At 52.0% G+C, this 13,748-nt stretch carries 16 protein-coding genes and 1 pseudogene; 4 read left to right on the plus strand and 13 right to left on the minus strand.

The features are described from left to right. Nucleotides 1-6: 6 nt before the first annotated feature. From CHM34_RS04095 to CHM34_RS04110, 4 genes are all read right to left on the minus strand, one after another. Entirely contained in the window at nt 7-1,059 is a 1,053-nt protein-coding gene (locus CHM34_RS04095; RefSeq protein ID WP_094263312.1) for a M42 family metallopeptidase, read from the minus strand. A 122-nt stretch (nt 1,060-1,181) separates the two neighbouring features. Next, the gene (locus CHM34_RS04100) at nt 1,182-1,436 is read right to left on the minus strand and encodes an AbrB/MazE/SpoVT family DNA-binding domain-containing protein (RefSeq protein WP_094263313.1); all 255 of its coding nucleotides are present in this window, start codon (nt 1,434-1,436) and stop codon (nt 1,182-1,184) included. A 271-nt stretch (nt 1,437-1,707) separates the two neighbouring features. Continuing rightward, entirely contained in the window at nt 1,708-1,986 is a 279-nt protein-coding gene (locus tag CHM34_RS04105; protein WP_094263314.1) for a hypothetical protein, read from the minus strand. A 164-nt stretch (nt 1,987-2,150) separates the two neighbouring features. Further along, a complete protein-coding gene (locus CHM34_RS04110; RefSeq protein ID WP_094263315.1) occupies nt 2,151-2,396 on the minus strand; it encodes a hypothetical protein in 246 nt (81 codons plus the stop codon). 174 nt (nt 2,397-2,570) lie between these two features. Between CHM34_RS04110 and CHM34_RS04115 the strand changes: the two genes are divergently transcribed. Continuing rightward, nucleotides 2,571-2,915, plus strand: a complete 345-nt coding sequence (locus CHM34_RS04115) for a hypothetical protein (protein WP_141201626.1) — start codon at nt 2,571-2,573, stop codon at nt 2,913-2,915. A 79-nt stretch (nt 2,916-2,994) separates the two neighbouring features. Here CHM34_RS04115 and CHM34_RS04120 read toward each other — a convergent pair whose 3' ends face one another. Further along, nucleotides 2,995-4,113, minus strand: coding sequence for an aminopeptidase (locus CHM34_RS04120; RefSeq protein WP_094263317.1), 1,119 nt, complete (start codon nt 4,111-4,113; stop codon nt 2,995-2,997). Between the two features lie 169 nt (nt 4,114-4,282). On the opposite strand from CHM34_RS04120, the gene CHM34_RS04125 reads away from it, so the two are divergent. Next, nucleotides 4,283-4,780: a free L-methionine (R)-S-oxide reductase MsrC gene (locus CHM34_RS04125; RefSeq protein ID WP_094263318.1), complete on the plus strand. Its 498-nt coding sequence runs from the start codon at nt 4,283-4,285 to the stop codon at nt 4,778-4,780. 119 nt (nt 4,781-4,899) lie between these two features. Here CHM34_RS04125 and CHM34_RS04130 read toward each other — a convergent pair whose 3' ends face one another. The 5 genes and pseudogenes from CHM34_RS04130 to CHM34_RS04155 all read right to left on the minus strand — a co-directional run bounded on the left by CHM34_RS04130 (nt 4,900) and on the right by CHM34_RS04155 (nt 7,907). Continuing rightward, nucleotides 4,900-5,328 (minus strand): NUDIX hydrolase, encoded by a 429-nt coding sequence (locus CHM34_RS04130; protein WP_169713579.1) that lies wholly within the window; start codon nt 5,326-5,328, stop codon nt 4,900-4,902. 40 nt (nt 5,329-5,368) lie between these two features. Next, nucleotides 5,369-5,845 (minus strand): PaaI family thioesterase, encoded by a 477-nt coding sequence (locus CHM34_RS04135; protein ID WP_094263320.1) that lies wholly within the window; start codon nt 5,843-5,845, stop codon nt 5,369-5,371. A gap of 222 nt (nt 5,846-6,067) precedes the next feature. After that, entirely contained in the window at nt 6,068-6,280 is a 213-nt protein-coding gene (locus CHM34_RS04145; RefSeq protein WP_338048643.1) for an SDR family oxidoreductase, read from the minus strand. Next, nucleotides 6,279-6,842, minus strand: a pseudogene (locus tag CHM34_RS04150) (GntP family permease); the annotation flags it as partial. The pseudogene CHM34_RS04150 and the gene CHM34_RS04145, both read right to left, overlap by 2 nt. 273 nt (nt 6,843-7,115) lie before the next feature. Continuing rightward, nucleotides 7,116-7,907 (minus strand): SDR family NAD(P)-dependent oxidoreductase, encoded by a 792-nt coding sequence (locus CHM34_RS04155; RefSeq protein ID WP_094263323.1) that lies wholly within the window; start codon nt 7,905-7,907, stop codon nt 7,116-7,118. 265 nt (nt 7,908-8,172) lie between these two features. Between CHM34_RS04155 and CHM34_RS04160 the strand changes: the two genes are divergently transcribed. After that, nucleotides 8,173-9,180, plus strand: coding sequence for an LLM class flavin-dependent oxidoreductase (locus CHM34_RS04160; RefSeq protein ID WP_094263324.1), 1,008 nt, complete (start codon nt 8,173-8,175; stop codon nt 9,178-9,180). Here the strand turns inward: CHM34_RS04160 and CHM34_RS04165 are convergent. Further along, the gene (locus CHM34_RS04165) at nt 9,177-9,878 is read right to left on the minus strand and encodes an AAA-type ATPase lid domain-containing protein (RefSeq protein ID WP_094263325.1); all 702 of its coding nucleotides are present in this window, start codon (nt 9,876-9,878) and stop codon (nt 9,177-9,179) included. The two genes, CHM34_RS04160 and CHM34_RS04165, sit on opposite strands and share 4 nt — an antisense overlap. A 192-nt stretch (nt 9,879-10,070) precedes the next feature. Here CHM34_RS04165 and CHM34_RS04170 point away from each other — a divergent pair, with 192 nt between their 5' ends. Then, entirely contained in the window at nt 10,071-11,585 is a 1,515-nt protein-coding gene (locus CHM34_RS04170; protein ID WP_094263326.1) for an MDR family MFS transporter, read from the plus strand. An 81-nt stretch (nt 11,586-11,666) separates the two neighbouring features. On the opposite strand, the gene CHM34_RS04175 is transcribed toward CHM34_RS04170, so the two are convergent. Both CHM34_RS04175 and CHM34_RS04180 read right to left on the minus strand, forming a co-directional pair. Then, nucleotides 11,667-12,314: a histidine phosphatase family protein gene (locus CHM34_RS04175; RefSeq protein ID WP_169713580.1), complete on the minus strand. Its 648-nt coding sequence runs from the start codon at nt 12,312-12,314 to the stop codon at nt 11,667-11,669. 4 nt (nt 12,315-12,318) lie between these two features. After that, a complete protein-coding gene (locus tag CHM34_RS04180) occupies nt 12,319-13,521 on the minus strand; it encodes a hypothetical protein (RefSeq protein WP_094263328.1) in 1,203 nt (400 codons plus the stop codon). Nucleotides 13,522-13,748: the final 227 nt, after the last annotated feature.

Raw genomic sequence — 13,748 nt, forward strand, 5'->3', positions numbered from 1 at the left:
TTCGCATTACAGCGAGGGAGACTGAATGTACTGCACCAGCAATCGGTAAGTATGTTCCAAAGCCTCCCGGTGAGTTCGTTCATAGGCGTGAGAGGCGTCCACCCCCGGTCCGATCAGTCCGTGAATCAGATCGTGTCCCGCCCGTACCGCCGCACTGGCGTCGGAGCCGTAATGGGGATAAATGTCCACGGCGTATCGGACCCCGTTTTCCTCTGCCAACTGAACCAGCTTCTGTCGGAGACCGTGGTGATAAGGACCGCTGGAATCCTTGGCGCAGATGGATACGCAGTATTCATCCGTTTCCAATCCTTCGCCGATCGCCCCCATATCCACCGCCAAATACTCCCGAACCTTTTCCGGAATGCTGGAATTGGCGCCGAAGCCCACTTCTTCGTTATTACTGAAATAAAAATGGGTGGGGTACGGCAGATGAACGCCTTCAGTAAGAACATGAACCATCAATTCCAAAAGGATAGCGGCACTCGCTTTGTCGTCCATATGCCTTCCTTTGATAAATCCCGCCTCTGTCGTTTCCACCCGGGGGTCGAAAGAGACGAAGTCACCGACGCGTATCCCCAGCTTCTCCGTGTCTTTTTTACTGTTTACCTTTGCGTCCAACCGCACTTCCATGTTTTCTTCCTTCCGCTCCTGCGTGGAGGCATCCGAGTAAACATGAACCGACGTGTGAGTCGCCAAAATCGTCCCGCTCACATGGTTCCCGCGGCTCGTTTTTACCTTGCAATACGCTCCGTCCACAGAATTCCAGGAAAAACCGCCGATGTTGGTGATCCGCAGGCGACCATCAGGCTTGATCTCCTTCACCATCGCACCGAGCGTATCCACATGAGCGGTCAGCAGTCGGGCCGTCGTTGTATCTTCGCCGGGCAGGGTGACACGTACCCCTCCCTTCGCTGTATGCCTGAGAGTGATCCGGCCTTTATATTTCGCCAGACGATCGGTCAGATACCGAATCGCGTCCTCCGCTCTGCCTGTCGGACTCGGGATCTCGACTAGTTCGACCAATGTACGGATCATATCCTCGGTCGGTATCTTTTCCATCTCTTCTTCACCTGCCTTCCCTTGATTGAAGGATGATCGCTCCCATGAAGATTATACCAATCCATCAGCCGATGTCACAAAAAAAAGAAGCCCTAACGGCTTCTCCGGTTGAAAATGCCGGATCAGGCCTCTTCGATGGTCGAAGCCAGCTCGTTGAGGCAATCAACGCAGACGTTTTTGTTTCGGTAGGTGAGTACATTGTCCACCTGGCCGCAGAACAGACAAGAAGGACTGTACTTTTTCAGGATGACATTCGATCCGTCCACATAGATTTCCAGCGGATCCCGAACATCAATATCCATGGTGCGCCGGAGCTCCACCGGTAAAACGATCCGTCCCAGCTCGTCCACTTTTCTTACGATTCCCGTCGCTTTCATTCCTTCACCTCCGATAATAGAAAGAGATATCCCTTATATACCACCTTTAGCTAGTTACAAATCCCCGATTTTCTCGAAAGCCCCTTCCTCGCCTGCCATTTCATTCGGTGGCAACACGGAAATTCCCTTTTTTCCTACAAATCATAGCATAACATAACTATTTTATTTTTTTCGATAAAGAGACAGGTCCAAATCATGGAATCGTAGACGGAGAGTTCTGTGATTGCCCTCCCTTTCTATTCCTGTTTATGGATATTTCAAATAAACAATGCTATCCTTCTTTCCTTTTCATCCCTTTCCACAACCAAACCACCAAGCTGACAATCAGGAACAAAAGAAGACCCAAAGCCATAAACCAAACCGTAAATCCAATGACACCGATCCAGTAAAGGCCGGGAGAAAGCGGAACGGTCTTCCCCGGACTTTCTCCCTCCTCCTGTTCCAACTGAACCGCCGACGGACTGATCATCAGACTGAAAAGCAGCGACAAAACCAGACAAACAACCGCCCCGAGCGCGACCTTTTTCCCCAGCGTTTTCCGATTTAACAAGACGCTCCCCCCCTGCGTCGATAGTCTTAAATGTAGTTGACAAATGAAAAGCACTTGCACCTCGTATATGCTGAAAGTACAACCAAAAGCAAAGCGAGGTTTGCAAGTGCATCTTTAAAATACACTGTCTACCTTCAATTCCATTTTATTTTATAAATTTACCTTCATAAGGCAAAAACCCCTTTATTTAACCGAACATTATTTTCTCGTGCTACAGGAAGCGATATCGGTGGAAAATTCTCCTTTACATTTACACTAACCTTGTGATTATTTTCCTTGATTTTACTTCTTTCAGCAATGGCAAAAGCTTGTGGATTTATAAGACAAAAAACTAAAGCAAAACAAGACAAAAGTTTTGTTTTCTGGTTACTAATCCACCGATAAAATGTTTTTGTTAACATCTTTTTCATATCTAAACTCCTCCATTGATAATTCATGCTTTAATAGTAATTGTGGTCTTAATATACTACAATAGTACTAATAGTCCAAAATATAATGATGACGTGATCTAATCTCCCATTTTCTAACGTTATCTCACCACTCCTTATTATATTTAAAGAATTTAGATAAAAGGAGAGGATACAGTGTTGAAACTGCCTCTTAAGTTCTGTTTGTTCGGTCTGCTGTTGGTCTTTTTTGATTGGGTTGTGGTTCAAATGGTAGCCAGATCTTTGGGCCCCACCTCCGGAGTGTTTACCCTCCTGTTCTGTACCTTTTTATTCAATCCCGTGACTGTGTTTGTCGTTGGATTCGTTGTGATTAAAAACCCAAATCTGGATGTCCGACAAAAAATGTATGTGATCGGTTTTATGACTTTTATTTTGTTTCTCTTTCCCTTCATTATCTACCTTCAGTCCGGTTTGTCCGTTGTTTCTCTTGCAGAAGAGATAATGAGACCCTTATTCATCGAAAAACCGGAAGGAATCTGACATCGGATTCACCATTCGGGTGCAACATCCTAACGCAAAAAAGCGCGGACAGGGTCCACGCTTTTCTTTATCCTGATGCTCATCCTTTTAAATTCTCCGGGTTGAGGGGAATGAGGTCCTCCGCGACGAAAAGGCCGTCTTTGCGTACCAGCTCTCCGTCGAAGTAGATCTCCCCGCCTCCGTAATCCGGCCGCTGGATGCAGACGATATCCCAGTGGATGGCGGATTGGTTGCCGTTGTCGCACTCTTGGTAAGCCCGGCCCGGCGTGAAATGAAAACTGCCGTTGATCTTCTCGTCGAAAAGAGTGTCCTTCATCGGGTGATGGATATCCGGGTTCAGTCCCAGACTGAATTCGCCGATGTAGCGGGCCCCTTCATCGGTATCCAAAACCTGATTGATCCGTTCCGTGTGGTTGGCGGTCGCTTCCACGATCTTCCCGTCACGGAACTTGAACCGGATATTTTCATAGGTTGTTCCCTGATAAACGCTGGTCGTATTATAGGAAAGAACACCGTTGACGGAATCCCGTACCGGAGCCGTAAACACTTCGCCGTCCGGAATATTGTTTTTCCCGGCACATTTGATCGCCGGCATTCCCGTGATGGAAAATGTGAGATCGGTTCCGGGGCCGACGATGCGGACTTGGTCCGTCTTTTCCATCCGGTCCACCAAAGGCTGCATCGCACGGTCCATTCGTCGATAATCCACGGTGCACACATTGAAATAATAGTCCTCAAACGCTTCCGTACTCATGTCGGCCAACTGAGCCATCGATGAGTTGGGATAACGCATCACGACCCAGCGGGTGTGGTTAACGCGCCGACCGTGAACCGGGGTCTCGAATCTTTCGGAGTAGATCTTCATCTTATCCGCGGGTACATCAGCCAGCTCGCTCACATTTTCACTGCCCCGGATACCGATGTAGCCGTCCATATCCTTCATTTGCTCATAAGCATGCTTGGCGATGCGATCCATGTGTTCTTCGTCGATGTCCAAGAGCTGCGCCCGGAGCAAAGTGCTTTGATTTACCTGATAGTGGGGATAGCCGCCGGCCCGATAAATTTCCGAGATTAAAGCGCGAGCCAAATCCACGCTCTCTTGACCGAAAACATCGATGAGTACGTGATCTCCATCCTTCACTTCAATGGAATGGTGCACCAACAGGTGAGCCAACTTTGTAATCCGCTGATCTCGCATCATCCGTCTCCTTTTCCATTATTTTCTTTATGTATCCTTCTCGCCTTTTTCATTGTATCACGGGGGAGCGGGATTGACATCCCGCCACGCTCCCTGCCGTTGAAAAGATATGTTAAAGTGAAGGGGTAACGATTTTAAATCACGACCCATACGGTCGGGAGGGTGAGCCATGTTTGACTTTCAACGGGTGGAAGGAAGTAAGGAGGCCCAATACGAAAACCTCCTGAATCAAGAAAAAAGTCTTCTCCAGGATGAGACGGACTGGTTGGCCAACCTGGCCAACGCCGCATCCCTGTTGTACAACTCTTTGGACCGGGTCAACTGGGCCGGGTTCTATCTGATGAGGGACAAGGAGCTGATCCTCGGCCCCTTTATGGGTTTGCCCGCCTGCATCCGCATTCCCGAGGGAAAAGGGGTGTGCGGAACCGCGGTGGAACAGCGCTCCGTTCAACGGATCCCCGACGTGATGAAGTTTCCGGGCCACATCGCCTGCGACGCGGCGTCGCGGTCGGAAATCGTCATCCCGTTGGAAACCAACGACCGCCTGATCGGGGTATTGGATATCGACAGTCCCGTTCCTGAGCGGTTCGATGAAGAGGATCAAAAATACCTGGAACAGTTCGCTCGCCTTGTCGTCGAAGCGACTGACTGGACAACCATGAGCTGAAGGCGGATCGGCGGCATCCCCGCTTCCCCATTTTTTCAAAAAGCGATGGCCCGCTGTAAGGGACCATCGCTTTTTTGATCGGTGCTTTTCTTGTATTCGACATCAAAGTCACAAACCATTTATCCCGGCGGATAATATTCCACGAAAATGCGGTGCGCCCGACGAATCTCCTCTTTCATCCATTCCGGATAGGGAGCTCCGGACAACTCTTCCATCGGTGTCCATCGATAACTCTCATGTTCGGCGCTCAGTTTCAACCGGCCGGAGGGTTGATGACAGGCGAACTTGACGATAATCAGATGTTTTTCCTCTTGGATGTCGTCGTAAATATACGCAGGACCGATCACTCGGATCTGCAAACCCGTCTCCTCCAACACCTCCCGATAAAGCGCGTCCATTAAGGGTTCGGAAGGCTCCAGCCCCCCGCCGGGAAAGTCCCAGCCGTGACTGTCCTTGGCGCTCCGTTCCTCTGGGGATTTCCGCAGCACCAACACCCGATTCCGATCGAACAGGATCGCTTTCGCTGCTATTTTGTAAGGTTTTTGCATCTTGTGTCCTCTCCATTTCCCCGACAATCGTCGAGAGGAGTCAAGCTTGACGAAAAAAGGTGCCGGATGCCCGGGCGATCCACTTTCCCTGCTCATCCTTCACCTTCGTCTCCATCACTGCAATCGTCCGCCCCCGTTTAATCACCTCGGTATGAGCATTCAACCAGCCGTTTACCGCCGGTTTCAAAAAGCCAACGTTGAGATCCAGGGTCACCGACCGGCGATCCTCGCCCATCTCCTGAAACAAGGTGGAACCCATTGCCGTATCGATGAAAGTGGCCGTAATTCCTCCGTGTAAGATTTCATAACGATTTTTCAGCTCATCGGTTACCAGCATCCGGTGCACATAGACACCGGCTTCCTCATCGAAGCCCAGAGATTGAAAGTTCATCAACTCTTCGATATACGCGAGAGGGCTGACTCGAGTCCGCTTCAAAGCCTGCACCAGCTTATGAATGGTCTCCACTTCACCGGGATTCAAGTCCTGCAACTCTTTCCACAAACCGTCCAAAGTCATTAGGGTTTCCTCTTTCTACATTGGAATCATCAGGGGTTCGTTTCCACTAACAAAATCTCCTTTCATACGATACCATAAACCCCTCCTCCGGAAAATAAGCAAAAGCAACATAAAAACCCCGTGATACCCTCTCCGGGCATACGGGAGATGGTTCCATTCCACTATCATCTCCTTCTGCTTCGATGCATCCGGTTTCTGTCTATTCTCCGACATTCTCCGGGGTCACCATCCCCCGGAAACACTGACTGTCTCTCCCGTGATGGAAGCGGCGGATTCAGAGGCGAGGTAGATTGCGCATGCCGCCACTTCTTCCGGGCGAATGAATCGCTTCAAGGCTTGTTTGTGCAACAAATGTTTGTGTAAGGCCTCCTTTTCGGGTATTCCTTCCTCGGCGGCCAGCTTTTTCAGCTGGTTCCGCACCAGCGGGGTATCCACCGTACCGGGGAGAATAAATGATGTTCTGAATCTGGGGACTCCCCGGAAAGGCGTCCATGGTAAAGGTAAAGGAACCCAGAGCGATCGTTGCGGGAATCAACCGTTTGGGAATATCCGATTCCCGGAATAGAGCGGCGGCAAAAGGATAAACCGCAAAGGCGACCACAAACAGACTAACCCCTCCATAGGTCAGGATGGCGCAGGTGAGCACCACCGCCAAAATCGCCTGGTTTCCGCCGAATGTCCCGGTCAAACCCCGGGCGATGGAACGGGCCGCACCACTGTCTTCCATCATCTTGCCGAAAACCGCCCCCAATAAGAAAATGGGAAAATAAAGCTTTACATAACCGACTGCTTTGACCATAAACACTTCCGTATACGTCGGCAGGACCGGCAGGCCCGACAAAACCGCCGCCAACAACGCAAAAACCGGAGCAAACAGAATCACGGGAGAGCCTCTATAGGCCATGAACATCAACAAGCCCAGCGATGCAAAAATACCTAATACTTCCAATTTCTCATCTCTCCCATCCGCGAAGTCATCCTCTCCATCTCCCCCCATCCATCTCGTTCTGCCCCCTCATTTTTGCAATTTTCGTTCCAATCCGAAGAAAAGAGCCTCTGAACACTCATCGGTCCATCCTTTTGGACTGCAAAAGACCCGATCGGACTTTTCAGGGGCTCTTTCCCCTGTGACCATCCGTCCATCATTCCGGACTATATATCCATTTTTTTAGACTTCATTCCACAAAAAAAGGCCGCCGGCCCGAGCCAAGCGGCGTTCTGTCGTTAGTCGATTTTCACCCGATCCGTTGTAACCTTTCCCTGAATCCCTTCAGATGGACCGGATTATTCCTCCTTCCACCCGTTGGGTGGCTCCGTTGATCGCTGATGTCTTCGGCGAACTCAGGAACAGGATCGTATCCGCCACCTCCTCTACTGTCGCAAATCGTTGAATCAGAGAGGTCGGCTCCATTTCCCGGAAATAATCGGCGGTGAACGCATCCAAATCTTTGCCTTCCGCTTCCGCCGATTGTTTGATGAAGGATTCCACCCCCTCCGTCCACGTGGGACCGGGCAGGATGCTATTCACCGTCACCCGGGTTCCTTTGGTCCTTTCCGCCATCCCCCGAGCCAGTGTGATCAAAGCCGTTTTAGTGACAGAGTAGGGGATCATCTGCGGGAGGGGTTTTATTCCCGCCTCGCTGGCAATATGAAGAATGCGACCGCTGTTCCGTTCCAACATCCGAGGCAGATAATGGCGGGAGAGCCGGACCGCGCTCATGACATTCGCCTGAAAATAGGACAGCCACTCCTCATCCGTCACCTCTTCGAATTCCTTCACTTCAAAAAAGCCGGCGTTATTGACTAAAACATCCAACTCCCCGGCTTCATCCACTCGGCGGACCAGATCATCCGCCCCTTCCGTCGTTGACAGATCCGCCGCCATACCGGTCACCTCTCCCAGCGGTGCCAACTCCTCCACCACCCGATCCACTGTATCCGGACGGCGTCCGCTGATGACCACCCGGGCTCCCTCCTTCAGAAAGGCCCGTGCCGTCTCTTTTCCGATTCCCTTGGTGGAACCGGTAACCAAGACTCGTTGATCCCTCAGTTGCAAATCCATGTTCGTCCACCTCTTTCTTCCATGATTTATGAATCCCTGTCCTAGTTTCCACAAAACCGTCGGGCGAAAACAACCGCAAAGATAAAAATTTTTCATCGGGGTGTGAATGGATGTTATATTCTTTCTTTAAAAGGGAAGGAAAGGATCAGGTCGTATGATTTCCCTCTGTATTCTACGATACTAAGACAGCGTTTCATAAAAACGAAACGAATGTATCCCATTTAAAAAACTCTATCCACCAAGACCGGAAAGAAGGACGAGACTTATGAAGTTAAGTATACTCGATCAATCTCCCATTCCCAAAGGACAAACAGCCCGTGACGCCCTGCAGCAAAGCATAAAGTTGGTTCGGCTGGCGGAAGAGCTCGGTTATCACCGCTACTGGGTCGCCGAACATCATAACATGAACGGGATCGCCAGCTCTTCCCCCGAGGTACTGATCGCCCGTCTCGCCGCCGAATCCAAACGCATCCGGATCGGTTCCGGGGGTGTGTTGCTGCCGCATTACAGCCCTTATAAAGTGGCGGAAAACTTCCACCTATTGTCCAACCTGGCTCCGCGACAAATCGATCTCGGAATCGGCCGCGCACCGGGCGGGGAGAGAATCTCCACCCTGGCCCTCAATGAAGGGCGGCGCAAAAGTCTGGATCGATTTCCTGATCAGGTGAAGGATTTGCAAGGGTATCTGACACAAAACCTGCCGGAAGATCATCCTTATCAGGGGGTGAAAGCGGCACCCCTTCCCCCGGAACCGCCCGAGATGTGGTTGTTGGGCTCCAGCGACGGCAGTGCCGGTTATGCTGCGGACTTGGGGACCGCCTTTTCATTCGCCCACTTCATCAATCCCAACGGCGGTCCTTCCGTGGCCCGTATGTACCGGGACCGGTTTCAGCCTTCCGCCCTGTACGAAGAACCCCGGGTCAATGTCTGTATCTTCGCTGTCTGTGCCGACACCGATGAAGAAGCGGAACGCCACGCTTCCACGTTGGAATTGTGGATGCTGCAAATCGAACAAGGAAAAACCGGCGGCATCCCCACCTTGGAAGAAGCCGAGGCCTTTGATCCCACCCCCTGGGAACGATTTCGGATGAAAGAAAACCGCCGCCGCATCATCGTCGGCAACCCGAACAAAGTGAAGGAACAAATTCTGGAGTTGGCCGCCTCCTATCGAACAGACGAGGTGATGCTGATCACCAATATTTTTGACCAGGAAGCAAGGCTCCGTTCCTATCAACGAATCGCTGAAGCCTTTGATTTGTCATCGGATGCTTAGTTCAACCCGTACTTCTTCATCTTCTGATAAAAACCCGACTGACTGATGCCCAGAAGGCGAATGGCTTGTTCCCGGTTGCCCCCGGCGGCTTGAAGGGCGCTTCGGAATGTCTCCCGTTCCACCGCCTCCTTCAGGGCGAAAGGAGAACCGGTTTCCCGCCGCTCCTGCAGGAGATGAAAGGGGAGATGTTCGGGACGGATCGCAGGACCGTCAGTCAGGTGAAGCGCGCGCTCGAGAACATTCTTCAATTCCCGGACATTCCCCGGCCAGTGGTAGCGAACCAGTATATCCATCGCCTCATCAGCGATCCCCTGGACGAAGATTCCCACTTCCCGGGACAGTTCTTTCAGTACGTGCTCGGACAGTTCCGGAAGGTCCTCGACTCGCTCTCTGAGGGGCGGAACGGAAAGGGTGACGACGTTAATCCGGTAAAAAAGGTCTTCCCGAAATCGGTTTTCCCGGACCATCTTCTCCAGATTTCCCGTCCGGGCGACCACATGCATGCGGGTGTTTTCCACCACCTCCCGTACATGCCGGCCGATCACCTCTTCCACCTTGACTTGGAGGAAACGGGCGTAGGTTTCATTGAGCATCGTGACCCTTCCCTCCGGATCCGTGATAATGATCCCCTCGTAAGCGCTGTCAAAAGCCGCCTCCATGATTTCCTTTGCCGCACGGCAATGCTGATAGTCTTCCAAAAGCCGATGATACTCCCCCTCACTCGCCTATCCAACCATCGCGGTCCCTCCCGAAACGCCTTTTTATTTTAGTGTATATTATGACAAAAACCTTGTAAAACCGGGAGAACGGAATGAAAAACTCCTCCCTTCGCAAACCGAAGGTTTTGAGATACGATAGAATGGATAGAGAACGCAGAGGAGAATCGAAGGATGAAGCGATCGAGACGCAATATCGTAACCGCCGCTTTGATGGCGGCCATGTTTATTGCCGCCGTGGAAGTCACCATCGTAAACGCGGCCATGCCGACAGTAGTCGGGGCTTTAGGCGGAATCTCTTTATACAGCTGGGTGTTTACCGCGTTCATGTTGGCCAATACGTTAACCGTTCCCATCTACGGAAAGTTGGCCGACATTTACGGTCGAAAAAAAGTCTTTATCATCGCCGTCCTGCTTTTTGTGGGAGGCTCCACACTCTGCGGATTCGCCCAATCGATGGGGCAGTTGGTCCTGTTCCGGGCCGTTCAGGGACTGGGGGCCGGTGGAGTGCTCCCGGTGGCCATGACGATTGTGGGGGACATCTTTCCCTTTGAACTGCGGGCCCGCGTTCAAGGGTGGTTTTCCTCCATGTGGGGACTGGCCGCCGTTGTCGGTCCCTTTCTCGGGGGATGGACCGTTGATTATCTATCCTGGCGCTGGGTATTCTGGTTCAACCTTCCCCTGGGGATTCTGATCGTTCTGGTAATCGCTTCTTTTTTATCGGAGCAGTCGGAAGCAGAGAGAAGGAAGATCGACTATCCAGGAGCGGCGCTGTTCCTCCTGGCGGTTTTGGGTCTCCTTTCCGCTACTCAAATGCTCGGCAACGGAGGGTGGAACCATCCGGCGATCTGGATCCTTTTGATTACCGCCCTGGGTCTGATCTACTTCTTTTTCCGCTGGGAACGGGGGGTGGAAGACCCGTTCATCCCCTTAAACCTGTTTCGGAACCCGCTGATCGCATCCAGTAATTTAACTGCATTTTTAACGGGGATGGGAATGTTCGGGATCATTTCCTTCGTTCCTCTGTTTGTTCAGGGTGTTTTGGGGAAATCGCCCACCCTGGCCGGGTTCGCGATCACTCCCCAGGTCCTCGGCTGGAGCTTCGCTTCCGTAGTCGCCGGGCGATGGCTCTTGAAACAGGGTTATCGTCCGCCGATCCTGACCGGAGCTGTCCTGGTCAGCCTTGCCATCGCAGGCTTCACTCAGATGGGAGCCCATACGCCCTATCCTTGGGTGTTGGCGGGAATGTTAGTCCTGGGGACGGGGTTGGGTTTGTCCATGACCTCCTTTATCATCGCCGTCCAAAACGCCGTTCAGGGCAACCAGCGGGGAGCCGCCACTTCATCCCAGATGTTCGCCCGTTCCATGGGCGGCGCCTTCGGCGTCACGCTGTTGGGAACGGTGATGAGCTTTCAACTCAAGGGGCAGATCAGCTCTTATATTCAGCAACACCGTGCCGAGTTAAGCCCGGATATGATCCGGCAATTAAAACAAGCCCAAGGAGTTACCCAACCCGAAGAGCTGTCCACCCTCCCCGCCGGAGTCGCCGAGCAAATCAACCAATTTCTTACTCATGCATTGGACGCCAGCTTCATCACCGCCGCGGCGATCAGTCTGATCGCTTTGGCCGTCGCCTTTGTACTGGTTCCCAAAGGAAGCGCACGCTCTTTGTCAGCCGAAAAAGCGTAACACCGTCAAAAAAGGGATGTCACCCTCTCAAAGGGAGACATCCCTTTTTTTCGTCACCCGCCCACCGAAGGAAACTTCGGTTCATCCTTGCTGATTCGAGAAATGGGAAGCGATCGAGGTGGCGACGGAACCGTCTAAGTGACCGGTTATACTCACCCGCTCCACTCTCCATCCTTTTTCCGAATGATAGACCAGCCGGGAGATCCCAGTATTACGGATACGGCTCTTTCCTGGTCCGTATATTCCACCGCTCACGGCCTCCAACACCGCATTGATACTGCCGCCGTGACTGACAACGACGATGGTTTGCGACAGGTGTTTCTCCGCCAACCTCTGGATTTGATCCATCATCCGCCTTTGCGTGTTCTCTGCCTTTTCGATGCCGTATTTCCCGCCCCGGTTCCAGATTTCTTTCCAATCGCCAGGGTACCGGCGTTCCACTTCCGCTAACTTCAGGCCTTCCCATTCCCCCAGGTTGCGTTCCCGCAGTTGTACAAGGGGCTGAACTTCCAGCCCTTTCGGACGGGCCACGCTTTCCGCCGTCCGGCAGGCCCGCTTTAAATCGCTGGAATAAACGGCATCGATATTCCAGTCCCTCAGATAATCCCCCAATCGTCTCGCCTGTTTCATCCCTTCCTTCGACAGATCCAGGTTCTGATGGCCCTGCACCCGTCGTTCCCGGTTCCACACCGTCTCTCCGTGCCGGATCAGATAAATCACCGTTTCCACTGAATCAGCTCCCTTCCGTTCCTCTCTCCCCGACCTGTTCAAACTGTTGATCCTTTTCGTTCCACAGCAGTTCATAGGTCCGCACGATCCGATCTTCCCCATTTAATTGGTCCACCGTCAGCACACGTTCCTGGTTCCCGTCATCTGTCGTTTGAACAGTGAGCAACAGACGGTAATGGGTTTCCGGATCCTTCGGGATGGAAGGATCCGACAGCACCTGTTCCCGATACACCAACCCCGCCGTATTGCCCCGGTAAAGGACTTCCCCCTCTGCGTCGAAAAGGATGAAGCCGCAGACATCACCCCGGTAGCGCACACCTTCCCTCGGCCCGACCGAAGAAGCGATCGCGTCGCGGACAGCTAGCACACTGTCCGGTCCCTGATCGGTCAGCATCCCCCGGTATACCACTTGCGTATCTCCCCTCAGATATTTGTTCACCCGCCGGCTCAGTGCTTTTTCCGACCAATCAGGACGGAGAAGAGACGTGTCCACTGTGTAAACCAAAGGGCGCAAACCCTTCTCTTTCCGATGGGCGAAAGCGATCACGGACCCCTTTTCCGGAAGGGTAGGCGGGATGACGAACAGCCACCGGGAGGAGAGTTTTTCTCCGGATTTCAGAGGAGCTTTGGATACCCGCCAGCGATGACCTTGGTCATCCTCGGCATGAATGACGGCTCCTTTTTTGCCGATCAACTGAACCGCCCAATCCTTGTTATTCATGTTTACGGTTTGGTTCAAAGAATACTCCCGGGGCTTGACCGGTACTTTGATTTGATACCCCATATCCAGCGTTTCCTGTGTCCCCTTTAACAGCTCCTCCTCGGCGCTGCTGGAATCCCGGGATTCACTCAGCTGTTCCCCCCTGGGAGCGTATACGGTTCCTTCCACCCGGTTATTCCCAGTATGATGGATGTCGATGCGATAAGCCTTCGCTTTTTTGTCGTATACAATCGTCGCCAAATACGTTCCATCATAACTGAATCCCAAGAGGTAAGGCGTTTTTGAAGTATACGCCAAAAAGCCCTTGCGACGGATCAGATCCTTCATCTTGGGAACGACCGGGTCACTGTAGGGTTGAAATTTTTTCTCTGCTTTTTCACTGGATCTCGTTCCAGGACCGAGACCCTGCGTATCCGCCCCTGAAGAATGACACGCACCCAGACCTATGATCGCGAAGCAAATGAATATCTTCAGCCAACGCGGCACCGTGTACAACTCCTCAACGGTTGATTAACCCCTATTTTATCGCAAAGGATTTTCAAAGGGACTCCTGTTTCTTTAAGAATACTCGCCGACGGTTTCAGCCATGATTGGTAGTCTCTCTTTCAAAAAACTCCCTGGCATCAAAGGAGACAGAACGTCTGAAGCTACAAACTGAAAGGATAACCGAATCCCCGTCCGTTCATCGGTTTTCATTCCTTGGTGAGGAGATG

The organism is Paludifilum halophilum (genome assembly GCF_002245355.1).
GTDB classification, from domain to species: Bacteria; Bacillota; Bacilli; order Thermoactinomycetales; family DSM-45169; genus Paludifilum; species Paludifilum halophilum.

What these genes read in the sequence shown, in the direction of transcription:
- CHM34_RS04135 (WP_094263320.1), bottom strand. Translation starts at nt 5,845, where the DNA reads ATGACTTTGGACGGTTTGTGGAAAGAGTTGCAGGACTTGAATCCCGGT.
- CHM34_RS04120 (WP_094263317.1), bottom strand. Translation starts at nt 4,113, where the DNA reads ATGCGAGATCAGCGGATTACAAAGTTGGCTCACCTGTTGGTGCACCAT.
- CHM34_RS04095 (WP_094263312.1), bottom strand. Translation starts at nt 1,059, where the DNA reads ATGGAAAAGATACCGACCGAGGATATGATCCGTACATTGGTCGAACTA.
- CHM34_RS04160 (WP_094263324.1), top strand. Translation starts at nt 8,173, where the DNA reads ATGAAGTTAAGTATACTCGATCAATCTCCCATTCCCAAAGGACAAACA.
- CHM34_RS04125 (WP_094263318.1), top strand. Translation starts at nt 4,283, where the DNA reads ATGTTTGACTTTCAACGGGTGGAAGGAAGTAAGGAGGCCCAATACGAA.
- CHM34_RS04155 (WP_094263323.1), bottom strand. Translation starts at nt 7,907, where the DNA reads ATGGATTTGCAACTGAGGGATCAACGAGTCTTGGTTACCGGTTCCACC.
- CHM34_RS04130 (WP_169713579.1), bottom strand. Translation starts at nt 5,328, where the DNA reads ATGCAAAAACCTTACAAAATAGCAGCGAAAGCGATCCTGTTCGATCGG.
- CHM34_RS04110 (WP_094263315.1), bottom strand. Translation starts at nt 2,396, where the DNA reads ATGAAAAAGATGTTAACAAAAACATTTTATCGGTGGATTAGTAACCAG.
- CHM34_RS04170 (WP_094263326.1), top strand. Translation starts at nt 10,071, where the DNA reads ATGAAGCGATCGAGACGCAATATCGTAACCGCCGCTTTGATGGCGGCC.
- CHM34_RS04100 (WP_094263313.1), bottom strand. Translation starts at nt 1,436, where the DNA reads ATGAAAGCGACGGGAATCGTAAGAAAAGTGGACGAGCTGGGACGGATC.